The sequence below is a fragment of the Agromyces selenitireducens genome (assembly GCF_052748465.2).
Genome location: NZ_CM188259.1, coordinates 699,750 through 718,635 on the forward strand (window position 1 = coordinate 699,750; position 18,886 = coordinate 718,635).

Consider the following 18,886-nt stretch of genomic DNA (forward strand, 5'->3'; position numbering starts at 1 on the left):
CGTCACTTCTGGGTGGCGGGCTCGCCGGCGGCGACCCACTCGTCGAACATCTGCCGCACCATCGGCTCGAGCGTGGTGGGCCACCAGTCGCCGCCCTCCACGGCATCACCGAGGTCGGCGGGCGTGGGAAGGGTCACCTGTCCGGTGGCCGCCCACTCGGCGCTGCGCGGGAACAGCGCCCGGAACGCCGGGTGCCCGATCGCGGCCACGTTGTGCCCGATGCCGATCGAGACCGAGCGGCCCTCGCCGTACTCGACGGTCCAGGCCACCGGGTGCTCCTCGCCCATGCCGGGCAGCGCGCGCCACTGCGACGGCACCTGCGTGTAGCGCAGCGGGTTGTCCCATCCGGTCAGCAGGATCGTCTTCCTCACGCCCTCGGGCCACTTGAGGCCGACATAGAGGTCATCGCCGTAGTGCGGGAACTCGGCGGGCCAGCCCGTGGTGATCGGGTGCGCTTCGGCGGTGTGGATCATGAAGTCGTTGTTCGGCGCTCGGCGCGAGGTGTCCTCTCGCATGACGCCGCCGAGCAGGCGCTCGTACTCCGGATCCCAGCCGACGCCGCCGGCGAGGGTCGGGTGGTACGCGATCAGCCCATTGCCGTTCGCGACGAAGTCGAAGAGGGCCCGCTCGGCCTCCTCGCCGAAGCGTTCCTCGGGCACGTCGCGCCACGGGTCGCGCCGGCCGTAGTAGTTGAGCACCACGAGGTCGTACGGTTCGAGCGTCTGCGCGGTGGCACCGCGGAACTCCTCGGTCACGCGCACCTCGAACCGGCCCGTGCCCTCGAGCAGCTCCTTCAACGCAGGCGTGGTCGCGCGCCAGTCGTGGTGGACGTCCGTCATCCCGGTGACGATGAGCGTGCGGATGGTCTGCTCGGGCATGGCACTCCTTCGTGTCTCATTGAGACTGAAAGATACGCCCTTATGTCTGAAAACGGAAGAAGTGGGTCAGGATGCTACGGGCATGACGTCGCGCACGAGCGGCCGGCCCTCGGCGAACCAGCGCGGGAACGTGGTCTCGAACAGCTGCTCTCGCACCATCTCAGCGCCACCGCGCAACGGCTCCTTCTCGTCGCCGAGCGAGCGCACGATGCTGAGGTCGCGAGTGGCGAGCGGCAGTGAGAGCTCGTAGACGCGCTGCCGGACCTCGGCGAGGAACACCTCGCCTGCCGACGACACGGCTCCGCCGACGACGATGACCGCCGGGTTGAACATGTTGACCAAGGCCGCGATCGACTCGCCGACGAGGCGCGCCGAGCGCTGGATGAGCGAGATCCCGAGGGCGTCGCCGTTCATCGCCGCGACCGCGATGAGCTGGGGCGTGATCGGCGTGCCCTCGGCGACGTGATTCGCCAGCGCGCCGGTCGCACCTTCTTCCACCGCGCGCTCGGCGTCGCGGACGAGGGCCCAGCCGCCGGCCTCCGCCTCGAGGCAGCCGACCTTGCCGCAGCGGCACGGCGTCTCCGAGTCGCGCACCCGAACATGTCCGACATCCCCCGCCGCGCCGTTCGCGCCGCGGTGGATCCGGCCCTGTGACAGCAGACCGGCGCCGATGCCCGTGCCGACCTTGAAGAAGATGAGGTCGAGCCGCTCGTCGGGCCGCCGCGATCGCTCGCTGAACGCGAGGAGGTTGACGTCGTTGTCGACCCAGACCGGAGCGTCGAAGCGCTCCTCGAACCGACGGCGCATGTCGAAGCCGTTCCACCCGGGCATGATCGGTGGAGCCACCGGGCGGCCGCTGTCGAAGTCGACCGGACCCGGGATGCCCACGGCGACGCCCCAGACCGGCACGTCCTCGTGGTCGGCGAGGATCTCGTCGAGCATCGCGAGGGCCCGGTCGATGGTCTCCGCGGGCCCGCGCGCGATGTCCCACCCGACGTGTCGATCGTCGACGATGTCGCCGTCGAGCGAGGCGATGCCGACGCGGATGTGCAGTGCGCCGAAGGCGGCCACGATGATCCGACCCTGCTCGGACCGGAAGCGCAGGGTGCGCGGCGCGCGGCCGCCGGACGACGGAGCGTACTCGCCGTCGGCGAGGAAGCCCATCTCGATGGCCTGGTCGACCCGCTGGGTGACGACGCCGCGGCCGAGGCCGGTCAGGCGGCCGATCTCGGGGCGGGTGGTGGCCTCGCCGGTGCGGACCAGGTTCACGATGCGCAGGAGGCTCGTGACCTCATCGGTCTGGGCCCCGAACCGGAGGGTGGACTCGCGTGTCATGCACTGAATTCTGACACAACGAAAGTCATCAGACACCGATTTCACACATCGATAGACAGAAGTCGCGCCAACTTTTGTATAGTCGAGGCCAAAGTCGGAACGGCGGGAGAACGGATGGCATGGGGCGTCGGCGTGATCGGGGCGGGGCCGGGGGTCGCGGCACTGCACCTGCCCACCCTCGATCGCCTGGCCGACCGGTTCCGGGTGGTCCACGTCACCGACGCCGGGTCCGGGCGCGCTGCAGGACTCGCCGCGCGCAGCGACGCCGCCGCATCGAGCGGTACGGGCGCACTCCTCGCCGACCCTGCCGTCGAGGTCGTCGCGATCTGCAGTCCTCCCGCCGAGCACGCGCGGCACGTGCGCGAGGCGATCGCCGCGGGCGCCCGCGGCATCCTGTGCGAGAAGCCGCTCGCGACCGACGCCGACGACGCGCGTGCGATCGTCGACGCGTGCCAGGAGGCCGGGGTCCCGCTCGTCGTCGCGACCAACCACCTGTACGACCCGGCCTGGAGCCGGGCCACGCACCATCTGGTCTCGCTCCGTTCCGAGGTCCGCGCGATCTCGGCAACCGTCGCGCTGCCACCGAACGAGCGGTTCCACGACGCGGTGACCGAACCCGAATCGTCCGCCGCCCCCGGACGCGGCCTTCCCGATCTGGCTGAACCCGAGCTCGCCGCCGGTGTCGTCCGGCAGCTCGTCCTCGGCCTCGCGGTCCACGACCTGCCCGCCGTACGCGATCTCGCGCCCGGACTCGACGGCGTCGACTTCGCCGTGCCGGTGCCCCCGATCGGATACGCGATCGGCTTCCGGGCCGGCGGCATCCCGGTGCTGCTGGTCGCCGTCATGGTGGCCGAAGGCCCCGACCCGGTCTGGCGGATCACGATCGACACGTCGACCGACCGCCTCGATGTCGAGTTCCCGCCCGCCTTCGTGCACTCGGGCAGCGCCGACGTGCGAGTGCGCGGTGGGGATCTGCGCACGACGAGCTACCCGCGCGAGGGTGAGGACGGCTACCTCCGCGAGTGGCGTGCGCTCGCCGACCTGGTCGACGGCGCGGCCACCACGGAGTACCACGAGATCCTCGACGATGCGCTGTTCGCGATCGAACTCGCCGACGCGGCCGCCGCCGCAGTTCGCGCCGGAGCCGGCGCATGACCGCGCGCGTGGTCGTGCCCACGACCCTGCCGGCGTTTCGCGCGGCGGTCGCGGGGCTGCCCCGCAGCGCCGAAGCCGTCGCGGCCCCGAACGGCGCGGTCGTCGTCGTCGACGGCCGCGGTACGTGGTGGGAGGCCGCGGAGCAGGCTGTCGACCACGGCGCCGGCGCCGTGCTGGTCGCCGATCCCTCGCGAGCGCCGCTCGAGGAGATCGATGCCATGACGGCGCGAGCGGGCGCCCCCGTGCTGGTCCATCGATCACGCCTGCGCCACGATCTCGTCACGCGGGCGCTGGACGCGCGACAGGGGGTGACACCCCGGGTGGTCGTCGCCGAGTGCCGCGCCGAACCCGCCGACCTGCTTGAGCTCGCGCGCGACGCGGTGGGCTGGATCCGTCTGCTCCTCGGCGGTCCGCTCGAGATCGCCGCGGCCGGGGGTGCCGCACTGCTGCGCACGCCCGGACGGGCCCATCCCGTCGGAACGCTGCTCCCGACGGTGACCACGGCGGGCGGGCCGGTCCTGAGAGTCCGAGCCCTGGGAGAGACGACGACCGAACTGGAGATCGACGACCCGCTCGGGCGGCGCGAGCTCTCGACGATCACGGCGAGCGGCCGGACCATCGCCCCGACCCTGTACGAGTCTGCAGCACGCGCCGCGCTGCGTCGTGCGATCGACATCCTGGCGGCGGGTGGGGCGGTCGGCGATCTGACCGACCTGGCTCAGGACGTCAGGCTCGCCGCCGACGTCATGCCTGCGTCAGCACGCGATCTTTAGTTGCTTTCCAACTAAAGATCGCTTAGAATCGACATGACGTCGGGACCCTCTGGGGTCCGATCTCCGCCGTGAGGTTGCGTGCGGGGGCACATCCGGTCGCGTCGACGGTCCGATCGTTCGGGCATCACACGAATGTCGCTCTCACCATTCCGCCTTCGCATCCTCGTCGCCTCCCTCCTGACCGTCGCCTTCCTCGGCGCGCTCGACCACACGATCGTCGCGACCTCGCTCGCCACCGTCGCGGGCGAGCTCGGCGCGCTCGAGCACATGAGCTGGGTCGTCGTCGGCTACACCCTGGCCGGCACCGCGCTCTACCCCGTACTCGGCAAGCTCGGCGATCTCGTCGGACCGCGGCTGGTGTTCCTCACCTCGGTCGCGGTGTTCCTCGCCGCGTCCCTCGCGTGCGGCTTCGCCCAGGACATGACGCAACTCGTGATCGCTCGCATCGCCCAGGGCATGAGCGCCGCAGGCGTGCAGCTGATGTCGCAGACGATCGTCGCGTACGTCACCACCCCTCGGCAGAGACCTCGCTACATGAGCATCATCGGTGCCGCCTTCCCCATCGCCATCCTCGTGGGCCCGGTGCTCGGCGGGCTCATCACCGACTACTGGGGCTGGCCGTGGGTGTTCTGGATCAACCTGCCCTTCGGCCTCGCCGCACTCGCGCTGGCCGCGTTCGCGGTGCCGCACATCGAGACCGGCGCGCCCCGGCGATTCGACTACCCGGGAGCCGTGACCTTCACGTTCGCGCTCGTCGCCCTCGTGCTCGGGGTCACCTGGATGGGCGACCCCGAGTCGGCGCTCGCTGCGATCGTGGCGTTCGCCGTCGCCTGCATCGGCCTCGCGGCGTTCCTCGCGATCGAGGTGCGGGCGCCCGAGCCGATCGTGCCGCTCGGCTTCTTCGCCGACCGCACCGTCGCCGCCGGCGTCGCACTCTCGGCGATCATCGGCATCGGCCTCTTCTCGGTCACCGCGTACCTGCCCACGTACTTCCAGATGGCGTACCGCACCAGTGCGACGGTGTCCGGCTTCGTACCGATCGCCACTGTGTTCGGCATGCTCGTCGCGAACCTCGCGACCGGTTGGCTCGCGAGCCGCACCGGCCGCTACCGCGGGTACACGATCTTCGGCACGAGCCTCGCCGCGGTCGGCCTGTCCGTCATGGCGCTCCTGCCCGTCGGGACTCCGCTGTGGGTGCCCATGGCCGTCATGTTCTTCGTCGGCGTCGGGACGGGCTCGTTCATGAGCCTCATCATCGCCGTCGTGCAGGGCGCCGTGCCGCGCAACGAGACGGGGACGATCACCGCGACGACCAACCTCGTGCGCCAGATGGGGTCGACGCTCGGCACCGCCGTGATCGGCGGCGTCATCGGGGCCGGGGTCGCGGCGCGGCTTCCCGCCTCGCTCGATCCGTCATCGCTCACCCCGAGCCTCGTGCACGGTTCCGTACCCGCAGTGCAGACCGAAGTCGCCGACATCTACGGTGCCGTGTTCGTCCCCGTCTTCGCCGCGCTCGCGATCACCTACGCGATCGGCATCGTCGCGGCGATCCTGCTGCCGCCCGGCCGGCTCTCCGACGAGCCGGCGCCATCCACCACCGAACCTGCAACCGAACCCGCCAACGCGTGAGACTCGAAGAGGAGACGCACATGTCGCACCACCCCACCATCGCCGTCGTCGGCAGCGGACCGATCGGCTCCGCCTACGCCCGCCTGCTCCTCGAGGGACTGCCCGACGCGCGCGTCATCATGTTCGAGGCGGGCCCGCAGCTGACCGAAACGCCCGGCGAGAGCGTCCGCAACATCGTCGATCCCGACGAGAAGGCCCGCGCCCGCGAGATGTCGCAGGGTCCGCAGGCCGGCGACCACCGCGAGTCGCTCGGCATCCCCGCCGCGACCGTCGTCGAGGGCATGTTCACGGCCCGCCAGGGCACGCACCTCTTCGACTTCGGCGGCGACGGCTCCGCCCACGCGCCGACCTTCCCGGCCGCCGCCGGCGCGACGAACGTCGGCGGCCAGGGCGCGCACTGGACCTGCGCCATCCCGCGCCCGGCGTTCAGCGAGAAGGTCGACTTCATCGCCGACGACGAGTGGGACGAACTCATCCGGACGGCCGAGGGGCTGCTGCACGCGCAGAGCGCGGCGTTCGCGGACTCGGCCGTCGGCCGCGGCATCCGTTCGCTGCTCTCCGAGGAGTTCAGCGCCGAACTGCCCGAGGGCTACGGCCCGAGCACGCTGCCCGTCGCGGGCGACCCGCAGCCCGACGGCACCATGCGCTGGGCCGGCGCCGACGCCGTGCTCGGCCCGCTCATCGAGCCCGGCAACCCTCTCGCCGAGCGGTTCGAGCTGCGCGACCTCTCGCTCGTGCGTCGCGTCGAGCGCGACGGCGACCGCGTCACGGGCGTCACGGTCGAGGACCTGCGCACCCGGGAGACCACGTTCGTGCCCGCCGACCTCGTGGTGGTCGCTGCCGACGCGTTCCGCTCGCCGCAGCTGCTCTGGGCGTCGGGCATCCGGCCGAAGGCGCTCGGCCACTACCTCACGGAGCACCCGGTCGTGATCTCGACCGTCGCGCTCGACGGGGAGCGCATGGGACGGTACGCGACCGAGGACGAGCTCGACGCCGAGCTCGCCCGCCGTTCGACCAACGCCGCCGACCCGGTCGCGGCCGTGAACCGCATCCCGTTCTCCGAGCCCCACCACCCGTACTCCCTCCAGGTCATGTACTCCGAGACGACGCCGTTCCCGATGGACCCCGAGCACCCGCTCGCGAAGAACCGCTGGGGGTACGTGAACATGGGCTACGGAATGCGCAAGTTCCCGCGCTACGAGGACGCCGTGACGTTCGACGACGGCGAGCCCGACTACCGCGGCTTCCCGAACATGACGATCGAGTACGAGCTCACCGAGCGCGAGCTCGCCGAGATCGAGGCCGCAACCGAGCGCCTGCGTCGCGCCGGTGAGGCCCTCGGCACGTTCGTCGCCGAGCCGCGGCTCATGCCGAACGGTTCGAGCCTGCACTACCAGGGCACGATGCGCATGGGCGCGGCCGACGACGGCACCTCGGTGGCCGACCCGTGGTCGCGCGTGTGGGGCATCGACGGCCTCGTCGTCGGCGGCAACGCGCTCATCCCGACCGCGACGGCCATGAACCCGACGCTCATGAGCGTCGCGATCGCGGTGCGAGGGGCGCGCAAGGCCGTCGACGAGCTGTCGACCCGCACCGCGGCATCCGTCACCGCCTGACCGAACGACACCGACCCACGAGAGAGAGCGACGATGCTGCTCGAGCGAGACCTCATCCAGTCCACCGGCTTCCGCAACGTCCGCGACGGCGACCGCGTGACGGGCTTCCAGCTCCGCGTGCGCATGCCGTCCTACCGCGGCATGGCGGCGTCCCTCATCGACGGCATCGCCGTGAAGGTGGGCGACCTCGTCGACGTCGGTCCCGAGGTGCCGCTCTGGACCTTCGGCGGCCGCACCTCCACGCTCGCCGAGCTCTGGGACGCCGACGGCGTGCGCTGGCCGCTCGAGGAGGCCGCGGTCGTCACCGTGCCGCTCGAGGGCGGGCTCCCGCAGGGCGTGCATGAGGTCTCGATCGAGCTGCGCCTGCGGATGTCCTACATCCCCGAGGAGCACCAGCCCAGCACGTATCGGGTGACGCGGCACATCACGCTCTCGCCCGACGGCGACGGGGGGCCGTTCAAGTACGGCGTCTCGCTCTACAGCTACATGACCGACTACGGCACCGTGCTCGACCTCGAGACCGCGCTCGCGCACGTCGCCGACGTCGGTGCGACGGGCGTCGAGATCCTCGGCGAGGGCCACGTCGACGGCTACCCCGAACCGACCACGGAGTGGACCGACCGCTGGTTCGCACTGCTCGACCGGTACGGCCTCGAGCCGACCAACTACGGCTCGTGGATCGACACGCGCCTGCACTCCAGCGGACCGAACGCGCGGCGGCTCAGCGCCGAGGAGGGCGCGGGCATGCTGCAGCGCGACCTCAGGCTCGCGAAGCGACTCGGGTTCCGCTTCGTGCGGCCGAAGATCGGCGTCGTGTCGGGCGACCTCGTGCCCGACCCGATCTGGACCGAGTCGGTCGAGCGCTCGCTCGACCTCGCCGCCGAACTCGACGTCGTGATCTGCCCCGAGATCCACTCGCCGACGCCGATCAAGCACCCGGTCGTCGACGACTACATCGACCTCATCGAGCGCACCGGCACGAAGCACTTCGGGCTGCTGCTCGACACGGGCATCTTCCAGGACCGCCCGATCCCGCTGCGTCCGGGCGAGCTGCCGGGGCAGCGCCCGGCGTTCCTCGACGGCATCGGCGTCGACCCGGCCGACATCGCCGACATCGCGGAGTACGTCGTGTTCATCCAGGCGAAGTTCCACGACATCGACGAGCACCTCGAGGACCAGCAGATCCCGTGGGAGCCCGTGCTCCGCGCGTTGAAGGACGCCGGGTACACCGGCTACCTCTCGAGCGAGTACGAGGGCGAGCGCGAGCCGTGGCGCTCCATCGAACAGGTGCGCCGACAGCACTCGCTCATCCGCCGGATCGCCGCCGGGCTCTGAGCCGAGGCATCCGCTTCTCGCACCACCCAGGACAGGACAGGACCCATGCCGAACGGACTCATCCAGGCCGACAGCCTGCGCACCCACCCCGAGGGCCTCGCCCTCTCGCTCACCCTGCCGTGGTACCGCAGCCTGTGGCTGTCGTCGGTGTCGACGCTGCGCCTCACGGTCGACGGCGAGGAGCTCGAACCCGAGGACCTCGCGCTCGAGCTCGGCGGCGTCCGGTACGCGCTCGACGAGCTGCCCGAGCAGAGCGAGGTGCTCTGGTACCTGCAGGCGCACCCGCTGCTCATCGCCACCCGCGAGCAGCCCGTCGCGCTCGGCGAGACCCACGAGGTCGAGATCTTCGGCGAGCTGCGCCTGCCGTACATGCAGATCGCGCCCGGCGCCGACGGCGGGCCCGGCATGTACGTCCCGAACGTCGTGCGGCAGACACTCGAGCTCACGGTCACCGACCGCGACGCGCCGCCCCCGGCGATGGTGACGGATGTCGCGGCTCCGCCGCCCGCGACGGACGCCGACCCCTTCACGCTCGGCCTCACGCTCTACTCCGCGAGCGCCGAGTTCCGCGCCGGCTGGTACGACTTCGCCGGGCTGCTCGACCGGGTTGCCGAGCTCGGCATCGGCCCCGGCATCGAGATCGTCGCCTCGCAGGTGCTGCCGACCTACCCGGTCGTCTCGGACGAGTTCGTGCGCACGTGGCGCGACGCGTTCGACCGGCACGGCTTCGACGCGAGCTCGTTCGGCGCGAACCTCGACATGGGCCGCCGGCGCGACCGCGACATGACGCCCGACGAGGAGTTCGAGTTCAGCGAGACGCTCTTCCGCGGCGCCGCGAAGCTCGGCTTCCCGCTCGTGCGCATCCAGTCGGCGAAGCCCGAGCTGCTGCGCCGGCTGCTGCCCGTCGCCGAGGAGCTGGACCTGAGGCTCGGGTACGAGATCCATGCGCCGATGGGCCCGAACGCCGAGCCGATCATGAAGGTGCGCGAGACGTACGCCGAACTCGACTCGCCGCTCCTCGGCTTCGTCGCCGACTTCTCGTCGACCATGCGGCGGATGTCGCCGACGCTGCTGCGCGCAGTGCGCCGGGCCGGCCTCGACGATGCGGCGATCGATCGCCTGCAGGCGATCTGGGCGACCGACGCGCCCATGCGGGAGCGCCAGGAGGAGTTCATCGGCTACCTGCGCGGCCGCGACTTCGACCCGGGCCGGCTGGGCTCGTTCGCGCACCTCGCGTTCAACATGCACGGCCACGTCGACCCGCGTGAGTGGGCCGACATCATGCCGCAGATCCTGCACGTGCACGCCAAGTTCTACGACATCGACGAGCAGGGCCAGGAGCCGGCGATCGACTACCCCGAGCTCGTGCGCGTCTTCGTCGAGGGCGGGTACCGCGGCTACTGGTCGAGCGAGTGGGAGGGCCACGCCTTCGCCGAGCTCGGCGAGGTCGACCCGCTGCTGCTCGTCCGGCGCCAGCACGACCTGATCCGGGCGAGCATGCGGGCGGTGCAGCCGACATGACGAGTGCACGGAGGGCGGAGAGTGCGGACTTCCGGAGCATGCCCATCGCGGATGCCGTCCGCTGGCTCGCCGAGCACGGCGAACCGGCCGACCCCCGCACCGACATCGACACGGCGTCGCTGAAGCGCCGCTTCCCGCATTTGTCCTCCGTGGAGACCGCCGACATCCGCATCGACGGGCCGCACGGCAGGCTCGTCCCGGCGAGGCTGTATCGGGATGCCGCGGCGGCGGCATCCGGCCGCGCCCTGGTGTGGGTGCACGGCGGTGCGTTCATCGGAGGGCATCTCGACATGCCCGAGGCGAACTGGGTCGCGCTCGAGCTCGCCGCGCGCGGCATCCCGGTGCTGTCGGTCGACTACGTCAAGTGCCTCGGCGACGTGCACTTCCCCGAGCCGACCGACGAGGTGCGCACGGCGTGGGAGCACGCGCGCACGCACGCGGGTGAGCTGTTCGGGGTCGACGCCGGTGCGGTCCTGCTGGGCGGCGCGAGCGCGGGTGGCAACCTCACCGCGGGTGCGGTCGCGCAGCTGCAGGACGCCGGCGAGCCGGTGCCGGCGGGGCTCGTCCTCGTCTACCCCGTCGTGCACCCGAACGACCCCGAGGCATCAGCCGAGGTCGACCCCGCGTCACCGCACGGGCAGCTCGCGCTGAACTTCGCAGGGTCGGAGGAGGCCCTGCGCGACCCGCACGCGTTCGCCGCTCTCGGGCGGGTCGAGGGCTTCCCTCCGACGCTCGTCATCGTGTGCGAGAAGGACGGTCTCCGTCCCTCGGGGGAGGCGTTCGCGCGTCAGCTCGAGGCCGGCGGCATCGACGTGACCCTGCGCACGGAGTCGGGTGCCGATCACGGTCACATCAATGAACCCGCCGACCCGACCGCGTTCCCGACGGTCGAGGCGATCGCAGAGTGGATCAGGGCCCGAGCATGACGACGTTCACCAACCCGATCCTGCCGGGCGACCGACCCGACCCGGCGGTCATCAAGGTCGGTGACGAGTACTGGCTGACGTACTCGTCGTTCGAGGCGGCGCCGGGTCTCCCGCTGTTCCGCTCGACTGACCTCGTCACCTGGACATACGAGACCTCGGCCCTGCAGAACCCGGTCGGCACCACGTTCGCCGTCGACATCGCCGAGCACGATGGCCGGTTCTTCATCTACATCCCGTTCATCCCGACCCCGTGGTCGACGCTGACGGATGCCTCGATCTTCGTGATCCACGCCGACGCGATGGCAGGCCCGTGGTCGGAGCCGATCGACCTCGGGATCCGCGGGGCGATCGACCCCGGTCATGTCGTCGGCGAGGACGGCACGCGGTACCTGTTCACGAACGGAGTTCGCCGCATCCAGCTCGCTGACGACGGGCTGTCGACGGTGGGCGACCTCGAGAAGGTCTACGACGGCTGGCGGTACCCGGACGAGTGGATCACCGAGGCGTATGCGCTCGAGGGTCCGAAGTTGTTCCGTCGCGGTCCATGGTTCTACCTGGTCAGCGCCGTCGGCGGCACCGCCGGCCCGCCCACCGGACACATGGTGATCGTCGCGCGCTCGCGGTCGGTGCACGGCCCCTGGGAGAACCACCCCCGCAACCCGATCGCCCGCACCGAGGACGCGTCCGAGGCGTGGTGGTCGCGCGGGCACGCGACCCTTGTGCCCGGGCCTGCTGCTCGCACTGCGGACGACGAGTGGTGGATGATCTCGCACGGATACGAGAACGGGTACCGCACCCTCGGCCGGCAGATCCTGCTCGAGCCCATCCGCTGGGGCGAGGACGGCTGGCCCGAGGCGGTCGTCCGCGACCTCGGCAAACCGATCGACGCGCCCGTCGGGGCAGTCGCCCAGACCCCTGCGGCGGACATCGACGACGACTTCTCGCAGCTCGAACTCGGCAAGCGCTGGACCTTCCACGCCCCCGGTCGGGGCGAGGCCGAGCGCATACGGGTCGACGACGGCCTGGCGCTGCGGGGCAAGGGCACCTCGCCCGCCGACACGTCGCCGCTCGCAATGCTGACCGGCGACCACTCGTACGAGATCGAGGTCGACGTGACCGTCGAGCCCGGCGTCGAAGCCGGCATGCTCCTCTTCTTCAACAACCGGCTGTTCTGCGGCATGGGAATCGACGGGGAGCGGATGCTGAGCTATTCGGGCGGTGTCCGCACGCACTGGCGCGAGCCCGCGCCGACCAGGGAGCGCATGACGCTCCGCATCCGCAATGACGAGCACATCGTGACGGCCTGGTACCGCGTCCCGGGTGGAGAGTGGATCCGCCACGGCATCCGCTACGAGACCTCCGGTTATCACGTCAACACCGTGGGCGACCTGCTCAGCCTGCGCCCGGCGCTGTACGCGACGGGTACGGGCGAGGCACGGTTCCGCGACTTCCATCACCGCTCGCTGCGCTGACCGGACCTCCTCCATCAGGATCGCGCCGGCGTGAACGCCGGGCAGAACAGGACGCATCATGAGCGACACCGTCTCTCCGGCCCCGCGCCCGTGGGCCTTCTCGGCCGAGGCGCCCTTCGCGCTCCTCCGCGCCGGCGCGCCGGCGCTGCTCGTCGGCGGCCAGGTGTTCAATTCGGCCTCGTCTTCGCCGAAGGCGATCGTGGACTCGTTCGCGCACGTCCGCCGCGTCGGGAGCAACGTCGTGCTCTCGCCCGTGAGCTGGGCCATCAGCGAGCCCGCCGAGGGTGCCTTCGACTTCACGCTCGTCGATGTCATGCTCGCGGAGGCCCGCAGGAACGATCTACGACTGGTGCTGCTGTGGTTCGGCGCATTCAAGAACGCGGCGTCGACCTACGCGCCGACGTGGGTGCGTGGCAACCCCGAGCGGTTCCCGCGCGCGGTGGTGGAGCCGAAAGGCATGCAGGCCTTCACCTACGAGGGGGCGACGGCCAAGCCGGTGCTCTCGGTCTTCAGCCCGGAACTGCGCGAAGCCGATGCGAAGGCCTTCGAGGCGCTCGTCCGGCACCTCGTCGATGCCGATCCCGACGGCACGGTCGTGATGGTGCAGGTCGAGAACGAGTCCGGAATCCTCTCCGACAGCCGGGACCGCAACGCTCTCGCGGAGGCGGCGTGGGCCGCACCCGTACCGTCCGAGCTGGTCGCGCACGTGCGCGCGACGCCGGCGGGCAGCACCTCCGCCCGATCGCTCTGGGACGCCAACGGCAGCGCCGAGAGCGGATCGTGGTCACAGGTCTTCGGCGACACGCCCGCGGCGGAGGAGGTCTTCATGGCCTGGGCCATCGCCACCTACGTCGAGCACCTCGCGGCTCGCGGCCAGGCGATCGCAGACATCCCGATGTACGCAAACGCGTGGCTCGGGCCGCAGCCCGGCCAGGACACCCCCGGCCAGTACCCGAGCGGGGGTCCGGCATCCACCGTGCTCGATGTCTGGCGGGCCGCGGCTCCGTCGCTCTCCTTCCTCGGACCGGACATCTACGTGCGCGATGCCGACGCGGCGATGAAGCAGTACTCGACCGGCATCCAGCCCTTCTTCGTTCCGGAGTCCCAGCTCAGAGCTGCCGAGCTGGTCCGCGCGATCGGCGCGTACGGCGCCGTCGGCTGGTCGGCGTACGGGCTCGACGCTGCGAATCCCGACGGGCAGCTCTCGGCCACGATCACCTTCATCCCGGGGCTCGAGGACGAGATCGCAGCGGCGGCCCTCCGAGGCAGCCTCCGAGCAGTCGTGCTCGAGCCCGGCATCGGGCTCGAGAACCGGAGCATCGACGGCATCGACATCACGGCGCGCGGGGCACGCGCGCTGCTTCAGCGGATGCTGCTCGATGTCGGCGTGAGCATCCCCGACACCGAGCTGGCGGTGCCCGACGAGACGGTTCCGCACGCGCAGATCGCCGCACCTGGGGAGACGCGGCCGTTCGCGCTGATCGCCGGCACCGGCGACGACGGCTTCCTCGTGATCGGGCGAGCTCACCCTGGACTACTTCGCCGCCGATGCCCGGATCGAGATCGATTCGGTGCAGGAGCTGCTCGTCGAAGACGGCGAGGTCGTCCCGGGCCGCGTGCTGAACGGTGATGAGCGACTGATGATCCTGCCGAACGATCGTGTCGGCGCGGCCCGCATCCGCCTCGTGCGGCTCTGACACGAACGGGGCGGGTGATGACTCCGGAACACCGGCCGTTGCGCTGGGGCGTGGTGGGCACCGGCGCCATCAGCCGCCAGATGGTCGCGGACTTCGCCCTCGTGCCGGATGCGACGGTCGGTGCGGTCGCCTCGCGCCAGGTCGAGCGCGCCGACGCGTTGGCGGATGAGTTCGGCATCGCCGAGCGCTACTCGAGCCGGCGCGAGATGTTCGCTTCCGACATCGATGCCGTGTACCTCGCGACGCCCCACGTGACGCACTTCGAGATCGCCTCCGAAGCGATCGCAGCCGGGAAGCACGTCCTCTGCGAGAAGCCGCTCGGCATGAACGAGCGCGAAGTCCGCGAGCTCTCGGCGCACGCAATCGATGCCGGCGTCTTCCTGATGGAGGCGATGTGGATGAAGTTCAATCCCCTGTATGCGCGCCTCTCCGAACGCATCGCCGAGGGCGTGCTGGGTGACGTGCGCAGCGTGAGGGCCGCGTTCGGCGCCGCCTTTCCCCGCGATGGCAGCAGCAGGTGGAAGCCGGGTGGGAGCGCGCTGCTCGACCAGGGCATCTATCCCGTCACGCTGGCGCACATGCTTCTCGGTCGTCCCGACACCGTCCACGCACGGGGGACGGTGCGCCCCGACGGTGTCGACCTGCGCGAGGAGTTCTCCCTCGGTTATGAGGATGACCGTTTCGCGCACGGCGCCAGCTCGATGGTCGAGTGGATCGATCCCTCTGCGGCGGTCAGCGGAACCGAGGCGTACGTGACGATCACGGGAGGGTTCTGGTGGGGATCGCAGCTGACCGTCCACCACCCTCTCCCGTGGGAGCAGCGTCGGCAGGAGGTCATCGAGGTCGAGCGGGAAGGCAACGGATACGTGCCGATGCTTCGCGCGGTCGTCGGAGCGATCCGCGCGGGTGAGCTCGAGCATCCCCTGCACACGGCGGCCGCGACCGCCGCGATCTACTCGACACTGGACGAGATCAGGCGTCAGATCACTCGGTGACGGTGAGCGTCACGGGCTGGGTGCGATCGAGCGCACCGCCGACGTGCAGCACGAAGGCTCCCGGCTCGACCGTGGACCGACCGTCGGCGAGCCGGAAGCCGAGCTGCTCCGGCCCGATCGAGAACTCGAACGTCCCGGTCTCACCCGGCACCAGGGTGCGCCGTTCGAACGCGACGAGCCGCCGCACCGGCGGTGCGATGCTCGCGACGAGGTCCTCGAGGTACACCTGGACGACCTCGTCGCCCGCGCGTGCCGACGTGTTCGTCACGTCGAGCGAGAGCACGATGGTCTCGCCGGCACCGACCTCAGCCGCCGACACCAGGGGCTCGCCGTGCACGAAGCTCGCGTAGCCCGACCCGTGCCCGAACGCGAACTGCGGACCCAGCTCGAGATCGAGGTACTTCGAGGTGTACCTCTCCTGCACGTTGTCGGGGCCGTGCAGGCCCACGTCGACGGCCGTGTCGGTGAGCGTGCCGCCGGTGGTCGCCGGGCGTCCGGTTCGCTCGTGCGCGTAGTACACCGGCACCTGGCCGACCGAACGCGGAAACGACATCGGCAGGCGTCCGGCGGGGTCGGCCTCGCCGAGCAGCACGTCGACGATCCCCGCGGAGGCCTCGGTGCCGCCGTGCCACGCCTCGAGCACGCTCGGCGCCTCGTCGATCCAGTCGGCGACGACGAGCGGGCGTCCGTTCTCGAGCACGACCGCGAACGGGGTGCCCGTCGCGGCGATGGCCCGGATGAGGTCGGCCTGCAGCCCGGGCAGGCGGAGGTCGCTGCGCGAGGCGGCCTCGCCGGACAGTGAGCTCGGCTCGCCGACCAGGACCAGCACCACGTCGACGTCGCGCGCCGCCGCCGCGGCTTCTGCGATGCCGTTCGCGTCGTCGTCGAGGAAGCCGACGCCGGGGACGACGCGCACGTCGGCGTCCGGGCGCCGCTCGCGGAGCTCGTCGGCGATGCTCCGGGCCGGAGCCGCGAACGACTGCGTCCACGCGCCGAGGTGGTCGGTCGACTCGGCGTACGGGCCGGTGAGCAGCACGCGCCGAGGTTCGCGCAGCGGCAGCGTGCCGTCGTTCTTCAGCAGCACGCACGACCGGGCGGCCGCCTCGCGCACCATCCGCCGCGCCTCGGCGGTCGGCTCCGTGCGTTCGTCGGCCTCGGAGACGTACGGGTCGTCGAAGAGTCCGAGCGCCTCCTTGAGGGCGAGCACGCGCGCGGCCGCGTCGTCGACGCGGGCCGGGTCGAGCCGCCCCGGGGCGAGTTCGGACGGGTCGAGGTCGGCGGGTGCCCCGCCCATCTCGACGTCCAGGCCGGCCGCGTACGCGAGGCGCACGGCGTGGGCGAGGTCCTCCGCGACGCCGTGGGGGATGAGGTTCCGCACGCCGTCGGCGTCGCCGACGACCACCCCCGCGAACCCCCACTCCTCCTTGAGCACACCGCTCAGAAGTCGCCGGTTGGCGTGCATCGGACGCCCCGCCACCGTGTTGAACGAGGCCATGACGGATGCCGCGCCCTCCTCGACCACGGCCCGGAACGGTTCGAGGTGCACGTTTCGCAGGCGGTGTTCGGAGACATCCGCCGCGTCGTAGTCGCGACCGCCCTCGGGCTGGCCGTACGCGACGTAGTGCTTCGCCGTCGCGGCGATGGCATCGGATGCCGCGAGCGAGTCGCCCTGGTAGCCGCGCACCATCGCGCGGCCCAACTCGGCGGTGAGATGGACGTCCTCGCCGAACCCCTCGACCGCGCGACCCCAGCGCGGGTCGCGTGAGACGTCGAGCATGGGGGAGAACGTCCAGTTCGCGCCGCCCGAGCGTGCCTCGGCCGCCGCGAGGCGCGCGAGGCGCTGCACCATCCGCCGGTCGAAGCTCGCCCCCTGGGCGAGCGGGACGGGCGCGATGGTGCGCTGTCCATGGATCACGTCGAGCCCGACCAGGAGCGGGATGCCGAGCCGGGTCTCCTCGACGGCGACGCGCTGCAGCGCGTTGGTCGCCGCGGCCGACCGCGGCCAGAACACCGAGCCGACGCCGTCGCGCACGAGCTGCGCGGCATCCTCCGCTCGAGGGCGGAACACGATCTGGAGCTGGCCGAGCTTCTCGGCCCAGGTCAGTCCGTCGAGCAGGGCTCGGACGCGGGGGCTCGGGGACATGGGTTCTCCTTCGGCGGGGACGCGGATCGCCGCCCGGGGCGCGAGGCCCCGAGCGGCGATCTGTCGGTGAGTGGATGGTGCGACCGGGTCACTGGTCCCAGGCGGCGTCCATCTCCTCGAGGATGCTGTCGACCGTCGTCTGGCCTGTCAGCAGGCCCTGCACGCCCGCGCCGAGCGCGTCGTACACGGCGGGGTTCGGCCACGTCGAGTTCGGGAGGCCCGTGAAGGCGCCCGACTCGAGGAGGCCGCCGATCGGCTGGTAGATCGGGAGCAGCTCGTCGGTGGCCGCGTCGCCGATCGGCACGGCGCCGAAGGTGTCGGCGAAGAACTTCGCCTGCTCGGGCTCGGCGGCCCAGTCGAGGAACTCCTGCACGGCGGCCTTCACGTCGTCGTCGGACGCGGCGTTGATCGCCCAGGCGTAGTTCGCCGAGGCCAGCGTGAACTCGCCCTGGCCGTCGGCCGGCGGGAACGCGCGCACGTCGGTCTCGAGACCGGCGCCGGCGTTGATCGAGTTCGCAGCCGAGCCGGGGACGGGAGCCGCGAGCGAGGAGCCGCCGCCGATGCCGTTGGTGATGTTGTCGAACGTGCCGCCCGCGGCGCCGTCCTGGAAGCAGCCGGCCTCGTTCAGCTCGACGAAGTCCTCGAGTGCGTCGCGCCATCCGCTGTCGGCGAAGGTGACGTCACCGGCCGCGCGCTGCTCGTTCCAGTCGGGGGTCTCCTCGTACACGCGGGTCGCGGAGAGGATCTGCGAGAACAGGCCGGTGTTGAACGGGATGGAGCCGGCGAGCACGAGGAAGCTCTTGCCGCCCTCGCGCGCCGTGGCGCAGGCCTCGAGCAGGTCCTCGTACGTCGCCGGGAACTCGTCGATGCCGACCTCCTCGGCCGCCGCCGGGTTGTAGACCAGGCCGACCGGCTGCAGTGAGGTGGGCTGGGCGTAGATCTCGCCGTCGACCTCGTACAGCGACTCGGTGCCCTCGGGGATCACGCCGACCGAGGTCTCGCCGACCGGCTCGAGGAAGCCCGCCTCGGCGAGCGTGATGACGGAGATCGGCTGGCCGGTGCCGGGGGAGAGGATCATCGCGTCGGCCGCGTTGCCGCCCTGCAGCTGCGTCGTGACCTGCGTGTTGTACGCGTCGGACGGGTAGGGGATGACCTCGACCTCGACGCCGGTCTCCTCCGAGTACTGCTCGAGGAGCTGGGCGTAGGCGTCGTCGTTGTCGTTGGCCTGGGCGACCATGACCGAGAAGCTGTCGGCGGAGCCGCCGTCGGCGCTGTCGCCGCCGTCGTCCGAACCGCCGCCGCCGGCGCAGCCGGCGAGGACCATGACTCCCGCGACGGGAGCGGCGAGGAGCGACCACCGGAACTTGTTCGCGGGGTGCTGTGCGTGCTGTGGCATTTCGACCCTTTCGTG

The 18,886-nt window shown here is 71.2% G+C and carries 15 protein-coding genes; 11 read left to right on the plus strand and 4 right to left on the minus strand.

The genetic code is table 11. The annotated features are described in order from the left end of the window. Positions 1-2: 2 nt before the first annotated feature. Positions 3-878 carry a ThuA domain-containing protein gene (locus ACULK4_RS03285; RefSeq protein WP_445965031.1) on the minus strand — a complete coding sequence of 292 codons (876 nt, stop codon included), beginning with the start codon at positions 876-878 and terminating at the stop codon, positions 3-5. A 66-nt stretch (positions 879-944) separates the two neighbouring features. Continuing rightward, positions 945-2,213, minus strand: a complete 1,269-nt coding sequence (locus tag ACULK4_RS03290; RefSeq protein ID WP_445965032.1) for an ROK family protein — start codon at positions 2,211-2,213, stop codon at positions 945-947. A gap of 114 nt (positions 2,214-2,327) precedes the next feature. Between ACULK4_RS03290 and ACULK4_RS03295 the strand changes: the two genes are divergently transcribed. The 11 genes from ACULK4_RS03295 to ACULK4_RS03345 all read left to right on the plus strand — a co-directional run bounded on the left by ACULK4_RS03295 (position 2,328) and on the right by ACULK4_RS03345 (position 15,332). Continuing rightward, a complete protein-coding gene (locus ACULK4_RS03295) occupies positions 2,328-3,368 on the plus strand; it encodes a Gfo/Idh/MocA family protein (protein WP_445965033.1) in 1,041 nt (346 codons plus the stop codon). Further along, positions 3,365-4,141, plus strand: coding sequence for a hypothetical protein (locus ACULK4_RS03300; protein WP_445965034.1), 777 nt, complete (start codon positions 3,365-3,367; stop codon positions 4,139-4,141). Before ACULK4_RS03295 ends, ACULK4_RS03300 begins: the two co-directional genes overlap by 4 nt. Before the next feature lie 132 nt (positions 4,142-4,273). Then, complete coding sequence (locus ACULK4_RS03305; protein WP_445965035.1) at positions 4,274-5,770, plus strand: MFS transporter; 1,497 nt, start codon at positions 4,274-4,276, stop codon at positions 5,768-5,770. A 20-nt stretch (positions 5,771-5,790) separates the two neighbouring features. Continuing rightward, a complete protein-coding gene (locus ACULK4_RS03310) occupies positions 5,791-7,386 on the plus strand; it encodes a GMC oxidoreductase (RefSeq protein ID WP_445965036.1) in 1,596 nt (531 codons plus the stop codon). 33 nt (positions 7,387-7,419) lie between these two features. Then, positions 7,420-8,721 carry a C-glycoside deglycosidase beta subunit domain-containing protein gene (locus tag ACULK4_RS03315; RefSeq protein WP_445965037.1) on the plus strand — a complete coding sequence of 434 codons (1,302 nt, stop codon included), beginning with the start codon at positions 7,420-7,422 and terminating at the stop codon, positions 8,719-8,721. A gap of 45 nt (positions 8,722-8,766) precedes the next feature. Beyond that, positions 8,767-10,242: a C-glycoside deglycosidase beta subunit domain-containing protein gene (locus tag ACULK4_RS03320; RefSeq protein ID WP_445965038.1), complete on the plus strand. Its 1,476-nt coding sequence runs from the start codon at positions 8,767-8,769 to the stop codon at positions 10,240-10,242. Positions 10,243-10,280: 38 nt separating this feature from the next. Next, positions 10,281-11,168, plus strand: coding sequence for an alpha/beta hydrolase (locus ACULK4_RS03325; protein ID WP_445965039.1), 888 nt, complete (start codon positions 10,281-10,283; stop codon positions 11,166-11,168). Continuing rightward, positions 11,165-12,640, plus strand: coding sequence for a family 43 glycosylhydrolase (locus ACULK4_RS03330; RefSeq protein ID WP_445965040.1), 1,476 nt, complete (start codon positions 11,165-11,167; stop codon positions 12,638-12,640). The genes ACULK4_RS03325 and ACULK4_RS03330 overlap by 4 nt, the downstream gene beginning before the upstream one ends. Before the next feature lie 58 nt (positions 12,641-12,698). Beyond that, positions 12,699-14,270 carry a beta-galactosidase gene (locus ACULK4_RS03335; protein ID WP_445965041.1) on the plus strand — a complete coding sequence of 524 codons (1,572 nt, stop codon included), beginning with the start codon at positions 12,699-12,701 and terminating at the stop codon, positions 14,268-14,270. Continuing rightward, on the plus strand, positions 14,212-14,337 hold the full coding sequence (locus ACULK4_RS03340; RefSeq protein WP_445965042.1) for a hypothetical protein: 126 nt from the start codon (positions 14,212-14,214) through the stop codon (positions 14,335-14,337). The genes ACULK4_RS03335 and ACULK4_RS03340 overlap by 59 nt, the downstream gene beginning before the upstream one ends. A 17-nt stretch (positions 14,338-14,354) precedes the next feature. Then, positions 14,355-15,332 (plus strand): Gfo/Idh/MocA family protein, encoded by a 978-nt coding sequence (locus ACULK4_RS03345; protein WP_445965043.1) that lies wholly within the window; start codon positions 14,355-14,357, stop codon positions 15,330-15,332. Here the strand turns inward: ACULK4_RS03345 and ACULK4_RS03350 are convergent. Both ACULK4_RS03350 and ACULK4_RS03355 read right to left on the minus strand, forming a co-directional pair. Next, complete coding sequence (locus tag ACULK4_RS03350; protein WP_445965044.1) at positions 15,322-17,475, minus strand: glycoside hydrolase family 3 N-terminal domain-containing protein; 2,154 nt, start codon at positions 17,473-17,475, stop codon at positions 15,322-15,324. The genes ACULK4_RS03345 and ACULK4_RS03350 overlap by 11 nt on opposite strands. 88 nt (positions 17,476-17,563) lie before the next feature. Next, complete coding sequence (locus ACULK4_RS03355; RefSeq protein WP_445965045.1) at positions 17,564-18,871, minus strand: ABC transporter substrate-binding protein; 1,308 nt, start codon at positions 18,869-18,871, stop codon at positions 17,564-17,566. Positions 18,872-18,886 lie beyond the last annotated feature (15 nt).